This is a genomic window from Kitasatospora sp. NPDC001309 (assembly GCF_042896295.1).
Lineage (GTDB): Bacteria > Actinomycetota > Actinomycetes > Streptomycetales > Streptomycetaceae > Kitasatospora.
Genome location: NZ_JBIAXC010000002.1, coordinates 257,189 through 274,203 on the forward strand (window position 1 = coordinate 257,189; position 17,015 = coordinate 274,203).

A 17,015-nucleotide genomic window follows, 5' to 3' on the forward strand; every position below is an offset into this window, starting at 1 on the left:
TCAGGCTAACCGCTGGGCGGCGCAGTGGTACAAACCAGTGCCGGACGCCGGCGTCCGCCGGCCGCGGCCGTGGCCGGATCGGTGCGCACCCGGGCCCGGGCCTGGTGGGGCCCCGGGGCATGCCCTCTACAATCGGATGGTTATGCCATACCTGGACCATGCGGCGACCACGCCGATGCTGCCCGAGGCGATCGCCGCGATGTCGGCGCACCTGGGGGTGGTCGGCAACGCCTCGTCCCTGCACGCGGCCGGCCGCCGGGCCCGCCGGGTGGTCGAGGAGTCCCGCGAGTCGCTGGCCGAGTCGCTGGGCGCCCGCCCGAGCGAGATCGTGCTCACCGGCGGCGGCACGGAATCCGACAACCTCGCGGTCAAGGGCCTCTACTGGGCCCGCCGGGACGCCGACCCGGCCCGCACCCGGGTGCTGTCCAGCCCGGTCGAGCACCACGCCGTGCTGGACGCGGTGCACTGGCTCTCCGAGCACGAGGGCGCGACGGTCGAGTACCTGCCGGTGGACGCACTGGGCCGGGTGCACCCCGGGGCGCTGCGCGCCGCGATCGAGCGTGACCCCGGCTCCGTCGCCCTGGTCACCGTGATGTGGGCCAACAACGAGGTCGGCACCGTCCAGCCGGTGCGCGAACTCGCCGCCGTGGCGGCCGAGTACGGCATCCCGATGCACGCCGACGCGGTGCAGGCGCTCGGTCAGGTCCCGGTCTCCTTCGCCGACTCCGGCCTCACCGCGCTCACCGTCACCGGGCACAAGATCGGCGGCCCGTTCGGCATCGGCGCCCTGCTGCTCTCCCGCGGCGCCACGCCCGTACCGCTGCTGCACGGCGGCGGCCAGGAGCGCGACGTGCGCTCCGGCACCCTGGACGCCCCCGCCGCCGCCGGCTTCGCGGCCGCCGCCGCGCTGGCCGTCGAACGGCGCGAGGAGCACGCGGTGACGCTCGGCGCGCTGCGCGACGAACTGGTCGCCGGGGTGGCCGCGGCCGTCCCGGACGCGGTGCTCAACGGCGACCCGGCGGGGGAGGGGCGGCTGCCCGCCAACGCCCACTACTCCTTCCCCGGCTGCGAGGGCGACGCGCTGCTGATGCTGCTCGACGCCCAGGGCATCGAGTGCTCCACCGGTTCGGCCTGCTCGGCCGGGGTGCCGCAGCCCAGCCACGTGCTGCTCGCGATGGGCGTCGACCCGCTGCTGGCCCGCGCCTCGCTGCGGTTCTCGCTCGGGCACACCTCGGTGCGCGAGGACGTCACGGCGCTGGTGGCGGCCATCGGCCCGGCGGTGCAGCGGGCCCGCAACGCGGGGCTGGCCTCGGTCCGCCGGTAGCCCCGTCCCTCGGAGCACCGGGGCCCCGGGCATGTCCGGCGGCCCCGTAGGCTTGTACTCACCATGACTGACTTCCCGGGTGCCCCGACCACTCCGTCCACCGGCCGCCTGCGCGTGCTCGCGGCGATGTCCGGCGGGGTCGACTCCGCCGTCGCCGCCGCCCGCGCCGTCGAAGCGGGGCACGAGGTGACGGGCGTGCACCTGGCGCTGTCCGCCAACCCGCAGTCCTTCCGCACCGGCGCGCGCGGCTGCTGCACCATCGAGGACTCCCGGGACGCCTGGCGCGCCGCCGACGTGATCGGCATCCCCTTCTACGTCTGGGACCTCGCCGAGCGCTTCCGCGAGGACGTGATCGACGACTTCGTCGCCGAGTACGCGGCCGGGCGGACCCCGAACCCCTGCCTGCGCTGCAACGAGAAGATCAAGTTCGCCGCGCTGCTGGACAAGGCGATCGCCCTCGGCTTCGACGCCGTCTGCACCGGCCACTACGCCCGCGTCGTCGACCGGCCGGACGGCTCGCGCGAGCTGCACCGCGCCGTGGACGCCGCCAAGGACCAGTCCTACGTCCTCGGCGTGCTCGACGCCGACCAGCTCGCCCACTCCCTCTTCCCGCTCGGCGACACCACCAAGGACGCCATCCGGGCCGAGGCCGAGCAGCGCGGCCTGGCCGTCGCCAAGAAGCCCGACAGCCACGACATCTGCTTCATCGCCGACGGCGACACCCAGGGCTTCCTGGCGCAGCACCTCGGCACCGCCACCGGCGACATCCTCGACGTGGACGGCACCAAGCTCGGCGAGCACGACGGCGCCTACGGCTTCACCATCGGCCAGCGCAAGGGCCTGCGGATCGGCCGCCCGGCCGCCGACGGCAAGCCGCGCTACGTCCTCGACATCTCCCCGGTGAACAACACCGTCACCGTCGGCCCGGTCGAGGGCCTGGACGTCACCGCCCTGACCGCCATCCGCCCCCGCTGGTGCGGCACCGAGCCCCTGGCCGACGGCCGCTACACCGCCCAGCTGCGCGCCCACGGCGAGGAGGTGCCGGTCGCCGCCTCGGTCGTCGACGACACCCTCCACGTCCGCCTCGACACCCCCGCCCGCGGCATCGCCCCCGGCCAGGCCGTCGTCCTCTACGACGGCACCCGCGTCATCGGCTCCGCCACCATCGCCACCACCGAACGCCCGGCGGCGCACCCCGTCGGGAGCTGACCGGATCGGTTCGAACGCCGTGCTGCACCGACATGTCGGCCCCTACGCTGGAGGCATGTCAGTGCAACCCGAGATCAGCCAGCGGGACCTGCGCAGCAGGCCCGAGGAGATCATGGACGCCGTCCAGGCCGGGCAGTCCTTCACCGTGACCAGGGACGGGCACCGGATCGGCGAGCTGATCCCGCTCAGGCGCCGTCGCCGGTTCGTTTCCCGGGCCGAATTCTCGGCCATGTCGCGCAGCGCTCCGGACCTGTCCCTGGAGGCCTTCCGGGCCGACCAGGAGGCCACGGCCGAGCAGTGGGCGGACGGCCGCCATGGCTCCTGAGCACCAGCAGGGCCTGCTCGACACCAACATCATGATCCTGCGCAAGTGGGTGGACCCGGCCGAACTCCCGGCCGAGATGGCCGTCAGCGCCGTCACCCTCGCCGAACTCTCCGCCGGACCGCACGAGGTCCGGCGGAACGAGGACCAGAACGACTACGACGAGCACGCCGAACGGGCCCGGCGCCTCGATGTGCTCCAGCGGGCCGAGAACGAGTTCGACCCGATTCCCTTCGATGCCGAAGCGGCTCGGATCTACGGTCGGGTCTGCGCCGCCGTGGTCGGGTCCGGGCGCAAGCCCAGGCGTCGGGTGGCGGACCTGATGATCGCGGCGATCGCGATCGCCGAGGAGCTGCCCCTGTTCACCACGAACCCCGACGACTTCAAGGGCCTCGAAGGGATCCTCACGGTGGTCCCGGTGACCAGGCCGCTGGTCGAGCACGCCTGAGGCCCGGTCACCACCACCGAACGCCCGGCGGCGCGGGTCTGAGGGGGTCGCGGGGGGGTGTCATCCGGAGGGATGACGGGGCTGGGCCGGGGGGATGAGCGGGGCCGGAGAGGGCATTCGGTCGGCTGATCCGGGGGGTCGGGGCGCGGACCTACCGTCGGGGACATGACCCGAATCCGCCGCATCGCGGCTGTCGCAGCGCTCGTTCTCGCCCTTCCGCTCCCGCTGGCCGGGGCCGCGTCGGCCGCGTCGGCCGCGCCTTCGCCCACGCCCGCGTCCGCCGCTGTCGCCGCCTTCCACGGCGAGCTGCCCGCCCCGACCGGGCGGTACGCGGCCGGGGAGGAGGTGCTGCGGCTGACCGACCGCAGCCGCATCGATCCGTGGGTGCCCTCCGCCGGGCCGCGGCAGCTGGCCGTGTCGATGTTCTACCCGGCCCGGCAGGGCACCGGGGCGCCGGCCCCGTACATGACCCCCGGCGAGGCACAGGGCTTCCTGGCGACCCGGGTGCCGGCCGGCACCGGGCTCACGGCGCAGGACCTGGTCGACGTCGACACCCACGCCTACACCGGGGCGAAGGCCGCGGGCGGGAGGTTCCCGCTGGTGGTGCTCTCCCCGGGCTTCGAGAACCCGCGCGCCACGCTGACCGGCCTGGCGACCGACCTGGCCGCCCACGGCTACGTGGTGGCGCTGGTCGGCCACACCTACGAGGACTCCGGCGAGACGCTCGCCGACGGCAGCACCCCCGGCTGCGCGCTGTGCGACACCGGCGCGCCGGACTCGCTGCCGGACAGCCGGGCGAAGGACGTCTCCTTCGTCCTGGACCAGCTGACCGGGCAGCACCCGGTGTGGCGCCTGTCCCACCTGATCGACCGGGACCGGGTCGGCATGGCCGGGCACTCGATCGGCGGCGCGTCGACGCTCAACGCGATGGCCGAGGACCGGCGGATCCTGGCCGGGGTGAACATGGACGGAACCTTCTTCCAGCCGGTCCCGGCCGACACGCTCGAGGGCCGCTCGTTCCTGCTGCTCGGGAAGGACAGCAACCACTCCACGAACGGCGGGGACACCTCCTGGGCGCAGACCTGGGCGGGCTGGAAGGGCTACAAGCCCTGGCTGACCGTCGCCGGCACCAACCACGCGAGCTTCACGGACGTCACCGTGCTGGCCGCCGAGGCCGGCCTCCCCGCCCCCGCGGGGTCGACCACCTCGCCGGAGCGCGGGATGCAGCTGACCCGGGAGTACGTCGGGGCCTTCTTCGACCGGACCCTCAAGGGCCTCCACCAGCCCCTGCTGGACGGCCCGTCGGCGGCGAACCCGGAGGTGCTCTTCCAGCACCCGTGACCGTCCTCCGGGGCCCGCTGTGACCGGGCCGCCCGGTCACAGCGGGCCCCTCACTGCACCTGCCGGTACCAGCGCCGGTGCACCAGGGGTTCGACGCCCAGCATGGCGGTGCCCGCGATCGCGCCGACCAGCAGGCCGGACGCACCGCCGCCGCCCAGGACCGCGCCGAGGCAGGCGGCGGCGACGGCGAGCGGGCGCAGCAGGGTGAGCGGGCCGAGGCCGATGACCATGGCGAGCGTGCTGGCGCGGAACGGCAGGGCGAAGTAGGCGGCGAGGGAGAGCAGTACGGCGCCGGCGTAGGGGACGAGCGGGAGCAGGTACCCGTCGCCGCCGGCGGCCAGGGCGGCGTAGGCCCCGGCCCGGTCGGTCGCCGTCAGCAGCAGCAGGGCGGCGGTCAGCGCGGGGGCGAGCAGCAGGAGGGCCCCGACGGCCAGCCCGCGCAGGGCGGCCCGGGCCGCGGCCCGGTGTTTGCGGATGCGGGCGTCGCGTCCGGCGTAGGCGCGGAAGCCGCTGCACGTCGCGTCGACCAGGCCGAGGAACGCGAGGGGCACGGCGGGCGTCATCGGGTGGCCCCGGCGAGGTGCTCCGGGCCCACCAGGCGGCGGGCGGCCCGGCCGAGGGTCCGGCGCAGCGGTGCCTCCAACGGTGGGCGCACACCGATGACCGGGCGCAGCGTGGTGCAGAACGGGTTCGACAGGCCGCGCGGTTCGTACACCAGCGCGCGCATCCCGGGTGCCGAGGCGGCGCGCAGCAGCAGTTCGTCGCTGTGCGCGCGCAGCGCGGAGACGACGCCGTCGTGGCGGCCGAGCGGGTGGCGCATCCGGGCGAGGTGGAAGATCCAGGCGCCGACGGGCGCCAGTCGGGTCGAGGCGATGTCGAAGTGGCAGAAGGCGAGTGCCGGTGAGGCGGCCTGGGCCCGGAAGAACTCGGTCAGGGCCGGGCCACGGAAGTGGTGGAGGACGCCGGTGGAGACGTAGACCGTTGCGGCCTCCGGCAGTTCGAAGGCGTTCCCGTGCACGAAACGGCAGTCGAGTCCCTCGGCGCGGGCGAGGCGCTCCGCCTCGCCGACCAGCGCGGCGTTGAGGTCGACCCCGACCAGTTCGACGTCGGGGCCCAGGGCGTCGGTGGCCGCCAGCCAGCGGACCAGGTAGCCGAGACCGCACCCGATGTCGACCAGGCGGTACGGCCCGGGCTGCCCGGTGGCCGTCCGGATCGCGGTGAAGAGCGGACCGAGGACGTGGACCAGGCGTTCGCCGATGCGCAGTTCCTCGCTCAACTGCTGGAGTTCGGTGTGCACGCTGATCAGCAGGCGGTCCACGGCACCGGGGTCGAGTGCGCCGTCCCGGTCGGTGGGCAGCCCGGCGACGATCCGGGCCGCGCGCCCGTCGCCGCTCTCGCGCAGCTGCCGGACGACGTCGTCGCGCCGGACCGGGAGCCGTCGGCCGTCGCGCGGGTCCACGGCCGTGATCAGGTCGGATATCTCGAGGTGGCGCACGGACAGCACCCTAGGGGTTGCGGGGAGTCGTCGGTGAGGAGGGAGCCGGGGGTAAAGCCGGTGAGCGGCGGCGGGCGGACGTGATAGACCGGACGGCATCATGAACATCTGCGTCTTCTGCTCCGCGTACTCGCTCGACGACCGCTACTCCGCCCCCGCCGCCGAATTCGCCCGGCTGCTCGGGGAGGGCGGGCACACCCTGGTCTGGGGCGGCTCCAACGCCGGCCTGATGGGCCTGCTCGCCGACGAGGTGAAGGCGGCCGGCGGCCGACTCGTCGGCGTGCTGGTCGAGATGCTCAGGCACAAGGGATACGACGGTGCCGACGAGCTGGTGATGACCGCCGATCTGGCCGAGCGCAAGCGGGAGTTGGCCGCCCGGGCGGACGCCGTCGTGGTGCTGGTCGGCGGGCTGGGCACGATGGACGAGGTCACCGAGGTGCTGGAGCTCAAGAAGCACGGGATCTTCGACAAGCCGGTCGTCCTGCTGGACACCGAGGGCTTCTACACGGGCCTGCGCACCCAGCTGGAGCGGATGGACGCCGAGGGCTTCCTGCCGCGGCCGCTGGCCGAGCTGGTCGGCTTCGCCGACACGCCGGCCGAGGTCTTCGCGCTGCTCAAGGCCTGAGAGGATCGGGACCATGGCTGCACACCTGATCACCGGTGCCGGTTCCGGCATCGGCGCCGTCCTGACCGAGAAGCTCGCCGAGCGCGGGGACGAACTCTGGCTGCTCGCCCGGGACGCCCGGCGGGCCGGCGAGCTGCGGGACCGCTTCCCCGGTGCCCGCACCCTGGTCGGCGACCTCGGCGACCCCGCCAAGCTGTCCTGGGCCTTCGGGCACCAGGCCCTGCCCGTCGAGCTGGACTCCGTCCTGCACGTGGCCGGCGCGGTGGAGCTGGGCACGGTGGGCGACCTGCCGGTGAAGGCCTGGCAGGACACCCTGAACGTCAACCTGGTCGCCCCCGCCGAGCTGACCCGGCTGCTGCTGCCCTCGCTGCGCCTGGCCAAGGGCCACGTGGTGTTCGTCAACTCCGGCGCCGGCCTCACCGCCCACGCCGAGTGGTCGGCGTACGCGGCCAGCAAGCACGGGCTCAAGGCGCTCGCCGACGCGCTGCGCCAGGAGGAGCACGGGAACGGCGTGCGGGTCACCTCGGTCTACCCGGGCCGCACCGCCACCGCGATGCAGGCCAAGGTGCACCAGCAGGAGGGCAAGGAGTACGACGCCGCCCGCTGGATCGAGCCGGAGTCCGTCGCGAAGGCCGTCCTGGCGGCCCTGGACGCCTCCCGGGACGCCGAGATCACCGACATCACCGTCCGCCCCGGCCGCTGACCGGCGGCGCTGACCGGGACACCGGCGAACGTCGGCGGCGCCGCGCACTAGGCTCGGACGGGTGAGCACCGGACACCCCTTCCCCGACCTGCGCGGCGCCGCCACCGGCGTCGGCTCGCTGCCCGGCACCGACGCCCGGGAGGCCGCCAGGACCTCCACCGGGGCGCTGGAGCAGCTGCCGTTCCTGCCCGAACTGCCCGCCCGCGGGCCGGGCGCCGACATGATCGGCCGCAGCGCCGGCCTGCTGGTCGAGCTCTTCGCGCAGACCGAGCCCAGCGGCTGGCGGTTCGCCGACCGCCCCGGCCGGGACACCCGCCGCGCCCACTCCTGGCTCGGCGAGGACCTGGACGCCCTGGAGGAGTACACCCAGGGGTACCGGGGGGCGCTCAAGCTCCAGGCCGTCGGCCCCTGGACGCTGGCGGCCGCCATCGAGCTCAAGCACGGCGAGAAGGCGCTCGCCGACCCCGGTGCCTGCCGGGACGTCGCCGGCTCGCTCACCGAGGGGCTGCGCCGCCACCTCGCCGAGGTCCGCAAGCGCGTGCCGGGGGCCGAGGTGGTGCTCCAGCTGGACGAGCCCTCGCTGCCCGCCGTGCTGGCCGGGTCGGTGCGGACCGCCAGCGGCTTCCAGCGGCTGCGCGCCGTCGACCGGCAGGTCGCCGAGGAGGTGCTGCGCGAGCTGATCCGCGGCCTGGACGCGCCGGTCGTGGTGCACTCCTGCGCGCCGGAGGTGCCGGTGCCGCTGCTGCGCCGGGCCGGAGTCGCCGGGATCTCGCTGGACTTCTCCCTCCTCACCGAGCGCCAGGACGACGACCTGGGCGAGGCGGTGGAGGGCGGCACGGCGATCCTCGCCGGTGTCGTGCCCTCCGTTGACCAGGCGGTGTCCGACCCGGCCGGTAGTGTCCAGGGGATCAGGACCTTGTGGCGCAGGCTCGGGTTCGCTCCGGAGCTGCTGGGCCGCCGCGTGCTGGTGACGCCGACCTGCGGGCTCGCCGGGGCCTCCCCTGCCTACGCGCGCACGGCGCTGCAGCTCGCTGCGCGGGCGGCGCAGAGCCTGGTGGACAACCCGGAATGAGAACGTAGGAGGGCTTGCGGTGACGGCTGTCGAGGGCTGGGAGGACGTCCCGGCGGAGGTGCGCCGGCGGCACGCCGAGCTGGCGCAGGAGATCACCGACCACCGCGCCCGGTACTACGAGCAGGACGCGCCGGTCGTCAGCGACGCCGAGTTCGACGCGCTGATGCGCGAACTGGAGGAGCTGGAGGCCGAGCACCCGGCCCTGGTGACGCCGGAGTCGCCGACCCAGCGGGTCGGCGGCGCCCCCACCGCGCTGTTCGCCGCCGTCGAGCACCGCGAGCGGCTGCTCAGCCTGGACAACGCGATGGACGACGAGGAGCTCGGCGCCTGGGCGGACCGGGTCGCCACCGAGCTGCACGGCATCGAGTACCACTACCTGTGCGAGCTCAAGGTGGACGGCCTGGCCGTCAACCTCACCTACGAGAACGGCCAGTTGGTGCAGGCGGCGACCCGCGGCGACGGCCGGGTCGGCGAGGACATCACCGCCAACGTCCGCACCATCAAGGAGATCCCGCACCGGCTCAAGGGCGACGACCTCCCGGCGCTGGTGGAGATCCGCGGCGAGGTCTACTTCCCGACCGAGGAGTTCGACGCGCTCAACGCCTCGTTCGCGGCGGAGAACGAGCGCCGTCGGCAGGAGAACGAGGAGCGCGCCAAGGAGGGCAAGCGGCCCCGGGCGATGATCCGGCTGTTCATGAACCCCCGCAACGCCGCGGCCGGTTCGCTGCGCCAGAAGGACCCGCACGTCACCGCCTCCCGCCCGCTGCACATGGTGGTGCACGGCATCGGCGCCCGGGTCGGCTTCGACATCGACAACCAGTCGCACGCCTACCGGCTGCTGCACGACTGGGGTCTGCCCACCGCCCGGCACAACAAGGTGGTCGGCACGCTGGCCGACGTGCGCGCCTTCATCAAGTACTTCGGCGAGCAGCGGCACTCGGTCGAGCACGAGATCGACGGCGTCGTGGTCAAGGTGGACGAGATCGCCCTCCAGGGCCGGCTCGGCGCCACCTCCAAGTCCCCGCGCTGGGCGATCGCCTGGAAGTACCCGCCGGAGGAGGTCACCGGCAAGCTGGCCGAGATCAAGGTCGGCGTCGGGCGCACCGGCCGGGCCACCCCGTACGCGGTGCTGGCCGAGCCGGTGAAGGTGGCCGGCTCGATGGTGCAGTACGCGACGCTGCACAACCAGGACGTGGTCAAGGCCAAGGACGTCCTGCTCGGCGACACCGTGGTGCTGCGCAAGGCCGGTGACGTCATCCCGGAGATCCTCGGCCCGGTCTACGACCTGCGGGACGGCACCGAGCAGGCCTTCGTGATGCCCTCGCACTGCCCGGAGTGCGCCGCCGAGCTGCGCCCGATGTCCGAGGGGGACATCGACCTGCGCTGCCCGAACGCCCAGCACTGCCCGGCCCAGATCCGGGAGCGGATCGCCTTCCTCGGCGGCCGGCAGTGCCTGGACGTCGAGGGGCTGGGCTACGTCGCGGCGACCGCGCTGACCCAGCCGCTGGAGCCGGCCGAGGCCCCGGTGCACAACGAGGGGGACGTCTTCGGGCTGACGGCGGAGCAGCTGCTGCCGATCAAGGTGCTGGTGCGCGACCAGAAGACCGGCATGCCCAAGCTGGACGACCGGACGGGCAAGGAGAAGGAGGTCTTCTTCTTCGCCACGACCAAGGGCGAGCCGAAGAAGTCGCTGCAGACCCTGCTGGACAACCTGGAGGGGGCGAAGGACCGCCCGCTCTGGCGCTTCCTGAACGGCCTGTCGATCCGGCACGTGGGCCCGGTGGCGGCGCAGGAGTTGGCGCGCGAGTTCCGTGACCTGGACCGGGTCTTCTCGGCCACCGAGGAGGAGTTGGCGGCGGTCGAGGGCGTGGGCCCGACCATCGCCCGCTCGATCCGGGAGTGGTTCGAGGAGGAGTGGCACCGGGAGATCCTGGAGAAGTGGCGGGCCGCCGGGGTCCGCTTCGTCGAGGAGTTCGCGGACGAGGAGGAGGCGGAGCGCCCGCTGGAGGGCCTGACCGTGGTCGTCACCGGGACGCTGGCGGGCCACACCCGGGACGGCGCCAAGGAGGCGCTGACCTCGCGTGGAGCGAAGGTGACCGGTTCGGTTTCGAAGAAGACCGACTTCGTGGTCGCCGGTGATAACCCAGGGTCCAAGTATGACAAGGCAGTTCAGCTCGGCCTGCCGGTCCTGGACGACGCGGGCTTCGCGGTGCTGCTCGCCGACGGACCGTCTGCCGCCCGCGCCCACCTGGGACTTCCGGAGCCCGCCGCGGCGGAGGAGGTCGTCGAGGCACCCGCGGAGGGCTGACCCCGGGCGGACCCGGGCCGCCGCCGGCCGGATCCGGGTTGTTATCGTCCTGATGCGGCGTCACCGGGTGCCGCCCGGTGAAAGCGGGCATTGTGTCACTGTGCGACACCCGGGCGCGGTGGCGCGTTTCCGGTTGTCCGAAAGTCTGCCCACCGGGGAGACCCCGGCATACCCTGGAGCGCAACAGAGTGTCAGCAGGGGTGGGGGCACCGGCCGAGCCGGTGCTCCTCGGGGTCGCTCCATGCCCGGCAGCTGTCGGTACCGGCACGGTGCCTCACCGTAAGGCGGCCTGACGGGGCGGGCCCGACGGAGGACAGGGCTTATGGATCGTTCGACCGGCGGCGCGCCCACACGCCCGCCGCAGGGGGTGGCAGGTGCGGTCCTGCTGCTCGGCGTGCTGCTGGCCGGAGCCGCGCCGCTCATCCCGCTGGCCGTCCTGGTCTACCGGTTCGAACCCGAACTGCTGCCGCTGTTCGCGGTACCGCTGGCCGTCCTGGTGGCGGCCTGGCGGATCGCCCGGGACCGGGCCCGCGACCAGCTGACCGATCCCCTGACGGATCTGCCCAACCGTCAGGCCTTGCTGCTGGCCGCCCAGGAGGCGATCGTCGAGCGCGAGGAAGGGTACAGCGTCGGTCTCATCCTGCTTGACCTCGACCGCTTCCGATCACTCAACGACACACTTGGTCATACGGCCGGTGACCGCCTCCTGGTTCACATCGCCCGCCGACTGCACCGGGCGCTGCGTTCCGGCGGCCCGGCCGGCAGCGCCACCCGGGAGTCCATCGACGACGTCTTCGCCGGCCTGCCCCGGCACTACCGGCGCGGACGCCCCATGGTGGCCCGGATGGGCGGCGACGAGTTCGCCGTCCTGCTCCCCGGCATCAACTGCCCCGACAGCCTGGAGCGGGTCGCCAAGGCCCTGATCGCCGAACTCGCCGCGCCGATCCGGCTGGACGGCCTGCTGCTGGTGCTGGAGGCCAGCGCCGGCGTCTGCGTCTACCCGCAGGGCGCCCAGGACGCCGAGTCGCTGCTGCGCCGCGCCGACGTGGCGATGGGCCACGCCCAGCGCGAGTGCAGCGGGGTCGCCCAGTACGACGAGACCCAGGACGCCGACACCCCGTACCGGATCGGCCTGCTCGGGGACCTCCGCCGGGCCCTGGAGACCGGCGAGGTGCAGCTGCACTACCAGCCGAAGGTGGCCTTCGACGGCCGGGTGGTCGGCCTGGAGGCCCTGCTGCGCTGGGAGCGGCCCGGACAGGGGAAGGTCTCCCCGGACGAGTTCGTCGGGCTCGCCGAGTCCAGCGGACTGATGCCCCGGCTCACCGACTACGTGCTGGAGGCGGCGGTCGGCCAGCTCGCCTACTGGCGCGAGCAGGGCCTCCAGGTGCAGGTCGCGGTCAACGTCTCGCCGCGCGACGTGCTCAACCCCGGCTTCGCCCAGCGCGTCGCCGGGCACCTGGTCCGCCACCAGGTGCCGGCCCACGCGCTCCAGCTGGAGATCACCGAGCGGCTGCTGCTGGACGACTCCCGGCGCGCCGCCGACACCCTGGCGGAACTGCGCGGCTACGGCGTCGGGATGTCCCTGGACGACTTCGGCACCGGGCACTCCTCGCTGGTGCGGCTGCGCAGCCTGCCGGTCGGCGAGCTCAAGATCGACCGTTCCTTCGTCTCCCGGATGGTCGCCGACGACCACGACGCGGCGGTGGTCCGCTGCTCGGTCGAGCTGGCCCACTCGCTCGGCCTGACCGTGGTCGCCGAGGGCGTCGAGGACGACGAGACCTGGGAACGGCTGCACTGCATGGGCGTGGACGCCGTCCAGGGCTGGCTGGTGTCCGCCGCGCTGCCCGCCGAGCAGGCCACCGCCTGGCTGCGGGTGCACCGCACCACCGGCGCCCCGACGGTGGAGCGGCTCGGCGCGCCGCCGCAGCTCCCGTCGATCATCAAGCCGGTCGACCGCGCCGCCGCGGTCAAGCCGGCCGACCGGCCGTCCCCGCTGTCGCCGGTGCGGCCGCCGACCCTCCCGCCGGTGCTGCCGCCCGCCCTGCAGGCCGGGCAGCGCGGCCAGGCGCTGCCCGCCGCGCAGGTCGGCTTCCAGACGCCGGGCGCGCAGGGTTGGGCCCGCACCGGGCCGCAGTAGCGGCGGGGGTGACGGGGGCGACGGGGACGGTAACGGGGCCGCAGGTCCACTCGTTGGCCGGTGGCCGGGCCGGGCCCCATAGGATGGGGTCCAAAGACCACGAGGACGGAGCGCCGAACCCGGCTGCTCCTGCCCGGGCCCGGCACCGCCGCAGGCGTCGCCGGGTCTCACCAGAACTCACCCTGAGGATCGCTGCATGCCTGGCATCACGCGCGAGGAGGTCGCCCACCTCGCCCGGCTGTCGCGTCTTGAGCTGAAGCCCGAAGAGCTGGACCACTTCGCCGAGCAGCTCGACGTGATCATCGGCGCGGTCGCCCGCGTTTCCGAGGTCGCCGGACAGGACGTCCCGCCGACCTCCCACCCGCTGCCGCTGACCAACGTCATGCGCGCGGACGAGGTGCGACCGTCGCTGACCCCGGAGCAGGCGCTGTCCGGCGCCCCCGCCGCCGAGGAGCAGCGTTTCCGTGTGCCGCAGATCCTCGGGGAGGACTGACCGAGATGACCGAGCTGATCAAGTACACCGCGGCCGAGACCGCGGGCGCCATCGCCAAGGGCGAGGTCTCCGCCGTCGAGGTCGCCCAGGCGCACCTGGACCGCATCGAGGCCGTCGACAAGAAGGTCAACGCCTTCCTGCACGTCGACACCGAGGGTGCGCTGGCCGCCGCCAGGGCCGTCGACGACAAGCGCGCCAAGGGCGAGGAGCTGGGCCCGCTGGCCGGCGTCCCGCTCGCGCTCAAGGACGTCTTCACCACCAAGGGCATCCCGACCACCTGCGGGTCCAAGATGCTCGAGGGCTGGATCCCGCCCTACGACGCCACCCTGACCACCCGTCTCAAGGACGCGGGCGTGGTCATCCTCGGCAAGACCAACATGGACGAGTTCGCGATGGGCTCCTCCACCGAGAACTCGGCCTACGGCCCGACCGGCAACCCGTGGGACCTCACCCGCATCCCGGGCGGCTCCGGCGGCGGTTCGGCCGCCGCGCTGGCCGCCTTCGAGGCCCCGCTGGCGATCGGCACCGACACCGGCGGCTCGATCCGCCAGCCCGGCGCCGTCACCGGCACCGTCGGCGTCAAGCCGACCTACGGCTCGGTGTCCCGCTACGGCCTGGTCGCCTTCTCCAGCAGCCTGGACCAGGGCGGCCCGTGCGCCCGCACGGTGCTGGACGCGGCCCTGCTGCACGAGGCCATCGCCGGCCACGACCCGCTGGACTCCACCTCGATCGACGCGCCCGTCCCGGCCGTGGTCGAGGCCGCGAGGATGCGCGACGTCCGCGGCATGCGGATCGGCGTCGTCAAGGAGTTCGCCGGCGAGGGCTACCAGACCGGCGTGATGCAGCGCTTCGACGAGTCGGTGGAGCTGCTGCGCGAGCTGGGCGCCGAGGTCGTCGAGGTGTCCTGCCCGTCCTTCACCCTGGCGCTGCCGGCGTACTACCTGATCGCGCCGTCGGAGTGCTCCTCCAACCTGGCCCGCTTCGACGCCATGCGCTACGGCCTGCGGGTCGGCGACGACGGCTCGCGCTCGGCCGAGGAGGTCACCGCGCTGACCCGCGAGGCCGGCTTCGGCGACGAGGTCAAGCGCCGCATCATCCTGGGCACCTACGCCCTCTCCTCGGGCTACTACGACGCCTACTACGGCTCGGCCCAGAAGGTCCGCACGCTCATCTCGCGGGACTTCGACGCCGCCTTCGCCGGTGTGGACGTGCTGGTCTCGCCGACCACGCCGACCACCGCCTTCCCGATCGGCGAGCGCGCCGACGACCCGATGGCGATGTACCTGGCCGACCTGTGCACGATCCCGTCCAACCTGGCGGGCAACGCGGCCATGTCGCTGCCGGTCGGCCTGGCGCCGGAGGACAATCTCCCGGTCGGCCTGCAGATCATCGCTCCCGCGATGGCGGACGACCGCCTGTACCGCGTGGGCGGTGCCGTCGAGGCCGCACTCAACGACAAGTGGGGGCACACCCTGCTGGAGGAGGTACCGGCACTGTGAGCAAGATCGAGAAGGCCAAGGCCCCGAGCTCCGTCAAGGCCCAGAGCTCCCTCAAGGCCCAGAGCTCCCTCAAGGGGTTCAAGCACAGCAAGCCCGGGCTGTGGCTGTCCATCGGTACCAGCGCGTTCGGTGCGATCTCCGTGGTCAAGGACGTCCGCAAGGCGCGCGAGGAGAGCGACACCCTCAAGCTGGTCAACGCCCTGGTCGGCGCCGCCGCGCTGATCACCGGCACCGCCCTGCTGGTGCGCGAGCTGCGTCAGCTCGCCTCCGACGACGTGCTGCTGGGCTGAGTCGATCCGAGCGCCCCGGCCCGGCCCCGCGCGATGCGGCGGCCGGGCCCGTACCTCCCAAGCTTCAAGTGAGAAGGGACGCTGTGAGCGTCATGAACCTGGTCTCCTACGAGGACGCTCTCGCGTCGTACGACCCGGTGATGGGCCTTGAGGTCCACGTCGAGCTGGGTACCAAGACCAAGATGTTCTGCGGTTGCTCGACCGAGCTGGGCGCCGAGCCGAACAGCCAGACCTGCCCGACCTGCCTGGGCCTGCCGGGCTCGCTCCCGGTGGTCAACGCGATCGGCGTGGAGTCGGCCGTCAAGATCGGCCTCGCGCTGAACTGCGAGATCGCCGAGTGGTGCCGGTTCGCGCGGAAGAACTACTTCTACCCGGACATGCCCAAGAACTTCCAGACCTCGCAGTACGACGAGCCGATCGCCTTCAACGGCTACCTCGACGTGCAGCTGGAGGACGGCACGACCTTCCGGGTGGAGATCGAGCGCGCCCACATGGAGGAGGACACCGGCAAGTCCAGCCACGTCGGCGGCGCCACCGGTCGCATCCACGGGGCCACCCACTCGCTGCTCGACTACAACCGGGCCGGCATCCCGCTGATCGAGATCGTCACCAAGCCGATCGTCGGCGCCGGCGAGCGCGCCCCCGAGGTCGCCAAGGCCTACGTGGCCGAGCTGCGCGAGCTGATCAAGGCGCTGGGCGTCTCCGAGGCCCGGATGGACAAGGGCCAGATGCGCTGCGACGTCAACCTGTCGCTGCGCCCGAACGGCACCGAGACCTTCGGCACCCGCTCGGAGACCAAGAACGTCAACTCCCTGCGCAGCGTGGAGCGGGCCGCCCGGTTCGAGATCCAGCGGCACGCCACCGTGCTGACCGACGGCGGCACCATCGTCCAGGAGACCCGTCACTTCCACGAGGAGGACGGCTCCACCACCTCGGGCCGGATCAAGGACAACGCCGAGGACTACCGCTACTTCCCCGAGCCGGACCTGGTGCCGGTGGCCCCCGCCCGGGCGTGGGTCGAGGAGCTGCGGGCCGGGCTGCCGGAGCTGCCGCGGGTGCGCCGCGCCCGGCTGCAGGCCGAGTGGGGCCTGACCGACAAGGACATGCAGTCGGTGCTCAACGCCGGTGCGGTGGAGCCGATCCAGGAGACCATCGCGGCCGGCGCCCCCGCCGACCAGGCCCGCAAGTGGTGGATGGGCGAGCTGGCCCGTCGCGCCAACGAGACCGGTACCGAGCTGAGCGAGCAGCCGATCACCCCGGCGCAGGTCGCCCGGGTCACCGCGCTGGTCGCCGAGGGCAAGCTGAACGACAAGCTGGCCCGCCAGGTCATCGAGGCCGTGCTGGCCGGCGAGGGCGAGCCGGACGAGGTCGTCGAGAAGCGCGGCCTGGCCGTGGTCTCGGACGACTCCGCGCTGGGCGCCGCGGTCGACCAGGCCATCGCCGAGAACGAGGCGATCGCCGCCAAGATCCGCGACGGCAAGGTCGCCGCCGTGGGCGCGCTGGTCGGCGCGGTCATGAAGGCCACCCGTGGCCAGGCGGACGCGGCCCGGGTCAAGGACCTGATCCTGGAGAAGCTGGGCGTCTCGGCCTGAGCCACCTGAGAAGGCTCGGCGGCCTAGGCCGTCAAGCCCGCCTTCCTAAGGCGTCTAAGGCGTCTAAGGCCCCCTAAGTAAGGCCTAAGGCCCCGTCTCACCTACGTATCTAGGTGAGGCGGGGCCTTAAACCTTTTCTGGCGCCGAATCTAAGGCA

At 73.3% G+C, this 17,015-nt stretch carries 15 protein-coding genes and 1 pseudogene; 14 read left to right on the forward strand and 2 right to left on the reverse strand.

Translation table 11 applies throughout. From position 1 onward, the window contains the following. The first annotated feature begins 142 nt into the window (after positions 1 to 142). The 5 genes from ACFY2K_RS03355 (at position 143) to ACFY2K_RS03375 (ending at position 4,644) form a co-directional block, all read left to right on the forward strand. Positions 143 to 1,324, forward strand: coding sequence for a cysteine desulfurase family protein (locus tag ACFY2K_RS03355; protein ID WP_375891540.1), 1,182 nt, complete (start codon positions 143 to 145; stop codon positions 1,322 to 1,324). A 63-nt stretch (positions 1,325 to 1,387) separates the two neighbouring features. Then, positions 1,388 to 2,533, forward strand: coding sequence for a tRNA 2-thiouridine(34) synthase MnmA (mnmA, locus tag ACFY2K_RS03360; protein ID WP_380528996.1), 1,146 nt, complete (start codon positions 1,388 to 1,390; stop codon positions 2,531 to 2,533). A 55-nt stretch (positions 2,534 to 2,588) separates the two neighbouring features. Continuing rightward, entirely contained in the window at positions 2,589 to 2,858 is a 270-nt protein-coding gene (locus ACFY2K_RS03365; protein WP_380396878.1) for a type II toxin-antitoxin system Phd/YefM family antitoxin, read from the forward strand. Then, complete coding sequence (locus ACFY2K_RS03370; protein WP_380644185.1) at positions 2,848 to 3,303, forward strand: type II toxin-antitoxin system VapC family toxin; 456 nt, start codon at positions 2,848 to 2,850, stop codon at positions 3,301 to 3,303. Before ACFY2K_RS03365 ends, ACFY2K_RS03370 begins: the two co-directional genes overlap by 11 nt. Before the next feature lie 165 nt (positions 3,304 to 3,468). After that, positions 3,469 to 4,644, forward strand: a complete 1,176-nt coding sequence (locus tag ACFY2K_RS03375; RefSeq protein ID WP_387709390.1) for an alpha/beta hydrolase family protein — start codon at positions 3,469 to 3,471, stop codon at positions 4,642 to 4,644. A 50-nt stretch (positions 4,645 to 4,694) separates the two neighbouring features. On the opposite strand, the gene ACFY2K_RS03380 is transcribed toward ACFY2K_RS03375, so the two are convergent. Both ACFY2K_RS03380 and ACFY2K_RS03385 read right to left on the reverse strand, forming a co-directional pair. Next, positions 4,695 to 5,195, reverse strand: coding sequence for a hypothetical protein (locus ACFY2K_RS03380; RefSeq protein ID WP_380593887.1), 501 nt, complete (start codon positions 5,193 to 5,195; stop codon positions 4,695 to 4,697). An 8-nt stretch (positions 5,196 to 5,203) separates the two neighbouring features. Then, positions 5,204 to 6,139, reverse strand: a complete 936-nt coding sequence (locus tag ACFY2K_RS03385; protein ID WP_380528989.1) for a class I SAM-dependent methyltransferase — start codon at positions 6,137 to 6,139, stop codon at positions 5,204 to 5,206. Positions 6,140 to 6,239: 100 nt separating this feature from the next. Here ACFY2K_RS03385 and ACFY2K_RS03390 point away from each other — a divergent pair, with 100 nt between their 5' ends. The 9 genes and pseudogenes from ACFY2K_RS03390 to gatB all read left to right on the forward strand — a co-directional run bounded on the left by ACFY2K_RS03390 (position 6,240) and on the right by gatB (position 16,858). Continuing rightward, positions 6,240 to 6,764, forward strand: a complete 525-nt coding sequence (locus ACFY2K_RS03390; protein WP_375891543.1) for a TIGR00730 family Rossman fold protein — start codon at positions 6,240 to 6,242, stop codon at positions 6,762 to 6,764. Between the two features lie 13 nt (positions 6,765 to 6,777). After that, the gene (locus ACFY2K_RS03395; RefSeq protein ID WP_375891544.1) at positions 6,778 to 7,467 is read left to right on the forward strand and encodes an SDR family oxidoreductase; all 690 of its coding nucleotides are present in this window, start codon (positions 6,778 to 6,780) and stop codon (positions 7,465 to 7,467) included. 61 nt (positions 7,468 to 7,528) lie between these two features. After that, positions 7,529 to 8,539, forward strand: a complete 1,011-nt coding sequence (locus ACFY2K_RS03400; protein ID WP_380528986.1) for a methionine synthase — start codon at positions 7,529 to 7,531, stop codon at positions 8,537 to 8,539. Positions 8,540 to 8,558: 19 nt separating this feature from the next. Beyond that, positions 8,559 to 10,847: an NAD-dependent DNA ligase LigA gene (gene ligA, locus ACFY2K_RS03405; RefSeq protein ID WP_380528984.1), complete on the forward strand. Its 2,289-nt coding sequence runs from the start codon at positions 8,559 to 8,561 to the stop codon at positions 10,845 to 10,847. 385 nt (positions 10,848 to 11,232) lie between these two features. After that, positions 11,233 to 12,984: pseudogene (locus ACFY2K_RS03410) on the forward strand (putative bifunctional diguanylate cyclase/phosphodiesterase); the annotation flags it as partial. 196 nt (positions 12,985 to 13,180) lie between these two features. Continuing rightward, positions 13,181 to 13,477 (forward strand): Asp-tRNA(Asn)/Glu-tRNA(Gln) amidotransferase subunit GatC, encoded by a 297-nt coding sequence (gene gatC, locus ACFY2K_RS03415; protein ID WP_030057414.1) that lies wholly within the window; start codon positions 13,181 to 13,183, stop codon positions 13,475 to 13,477. A gap of 5 nt (positions 13,478 to 13,482) precedes the next feature. Further along, positions 13,483 to 14,976, forward strand: a complete 1,494-nt coding sequence (gene gatA / locus ACFY2K_RS03420) for an Asp-tRNA(Asn)/Glu-tRNA(Gln) amidotransferase subunit GatA (protein WP_380396893.1) — start codon at positions 13,483 to 13,485, stop codon at positions 14,974 to 14,976. Positions 14,977 to 14,981: 5 nt separating this feature from the next. Continuing rightward, the gene (locus ACFY2K_RS03425) at positions 14,982 to 15,266 is read left to right on the forward strand and encodes a hypothetical protein (RefSeq protein WP_380644187.1); all 285 of its coding nucleotides are present in this window, start codon (positions 14,982 to 14,984) and stop codon (positions 15,264 to 15,266) included. An 83-nt stretch (positions 15,267 to 15,349) separates the two neighbouring features. Then, complete coding sequence (gene gatB / locus ACFY2K_RS03430) at positions 15,350 to 16,858, forward strand: Asp-tRNA(Asn)/Glu-tRNA(Gln) amidotransferase subunit GatB (protein WP_380528980.1); 1,509 nt, start codon at positions 15,350 to 15,352, stop codon at positions 16,856 to 16,858. Positions 16,859 to 17,015 lie beyond the last annotated feature (157 nt).

Bases quoted from the DNA above. Each gene is read 5' to 3' on its own strand.
- ACFY2K_RS03355 (WP_375891540.1), top strand. From the start codon at position 143: ATGCCATACCTGGACCATGCGGCGACCACGCCGATGCTGCCCGAGGCG.
- mnmA (WP_380528996.1), top strand. From the start codon at position 1,388: ATGACTGACTTCCCGGGTGCCCCGACCACTCCGTCCACCGGCCGCCTG.
- ACFY2K_RS03365 (WP_380396878.1), top strand. From the start codon at position 2,589: ATGTCAGTGCAACCCGAGATCAGCCAGCGGGACCTGCGCAGCAGGCCC.
- ACFY2K_RS03370 (WP_380644185.1), top strand. From the start codon at position 2,848: ATGGCTCCTGAGCACCAGCAGGGCCTGCTCGACACCAACATCATGATC.
- ACFY2K_RS03375 (WP_387709390.1), top strand. From the start codon at position 3,469: ATGACCCGAATCCGCCGCATCGCGGCTGTCGCAGCGCTCGTTCTCGCC.
- ACFY2K_RS03390 (WP_375891543.1), top strand. From the start codon at position 6,240: ATGAACATCTGCGTCTTCTGCTCCGCGTACTCGCTCGACGACCGCTAC.
- ACFY2K_RS03395 (WP_375891544.1), top strand. From the start codon at position 6,778: ATGGCTGCACACCTGATCACCGGTGCCGGTTCCGGCATCGGCGCCGTC.
- gatC (WP_030057414.1), top strand. From the start codon at position 13,181: ATGCCTGGCATCACGCGCGAGGAGGTCGCCCACCTCGCCCGGCTGTCG.
- gatA (WP_380396893.1), top strand. From the start codon at position 13,483: ATGACCGAGCTGATCAAGTACACCGCGGCCGAGACCGCGGGCGCCATC.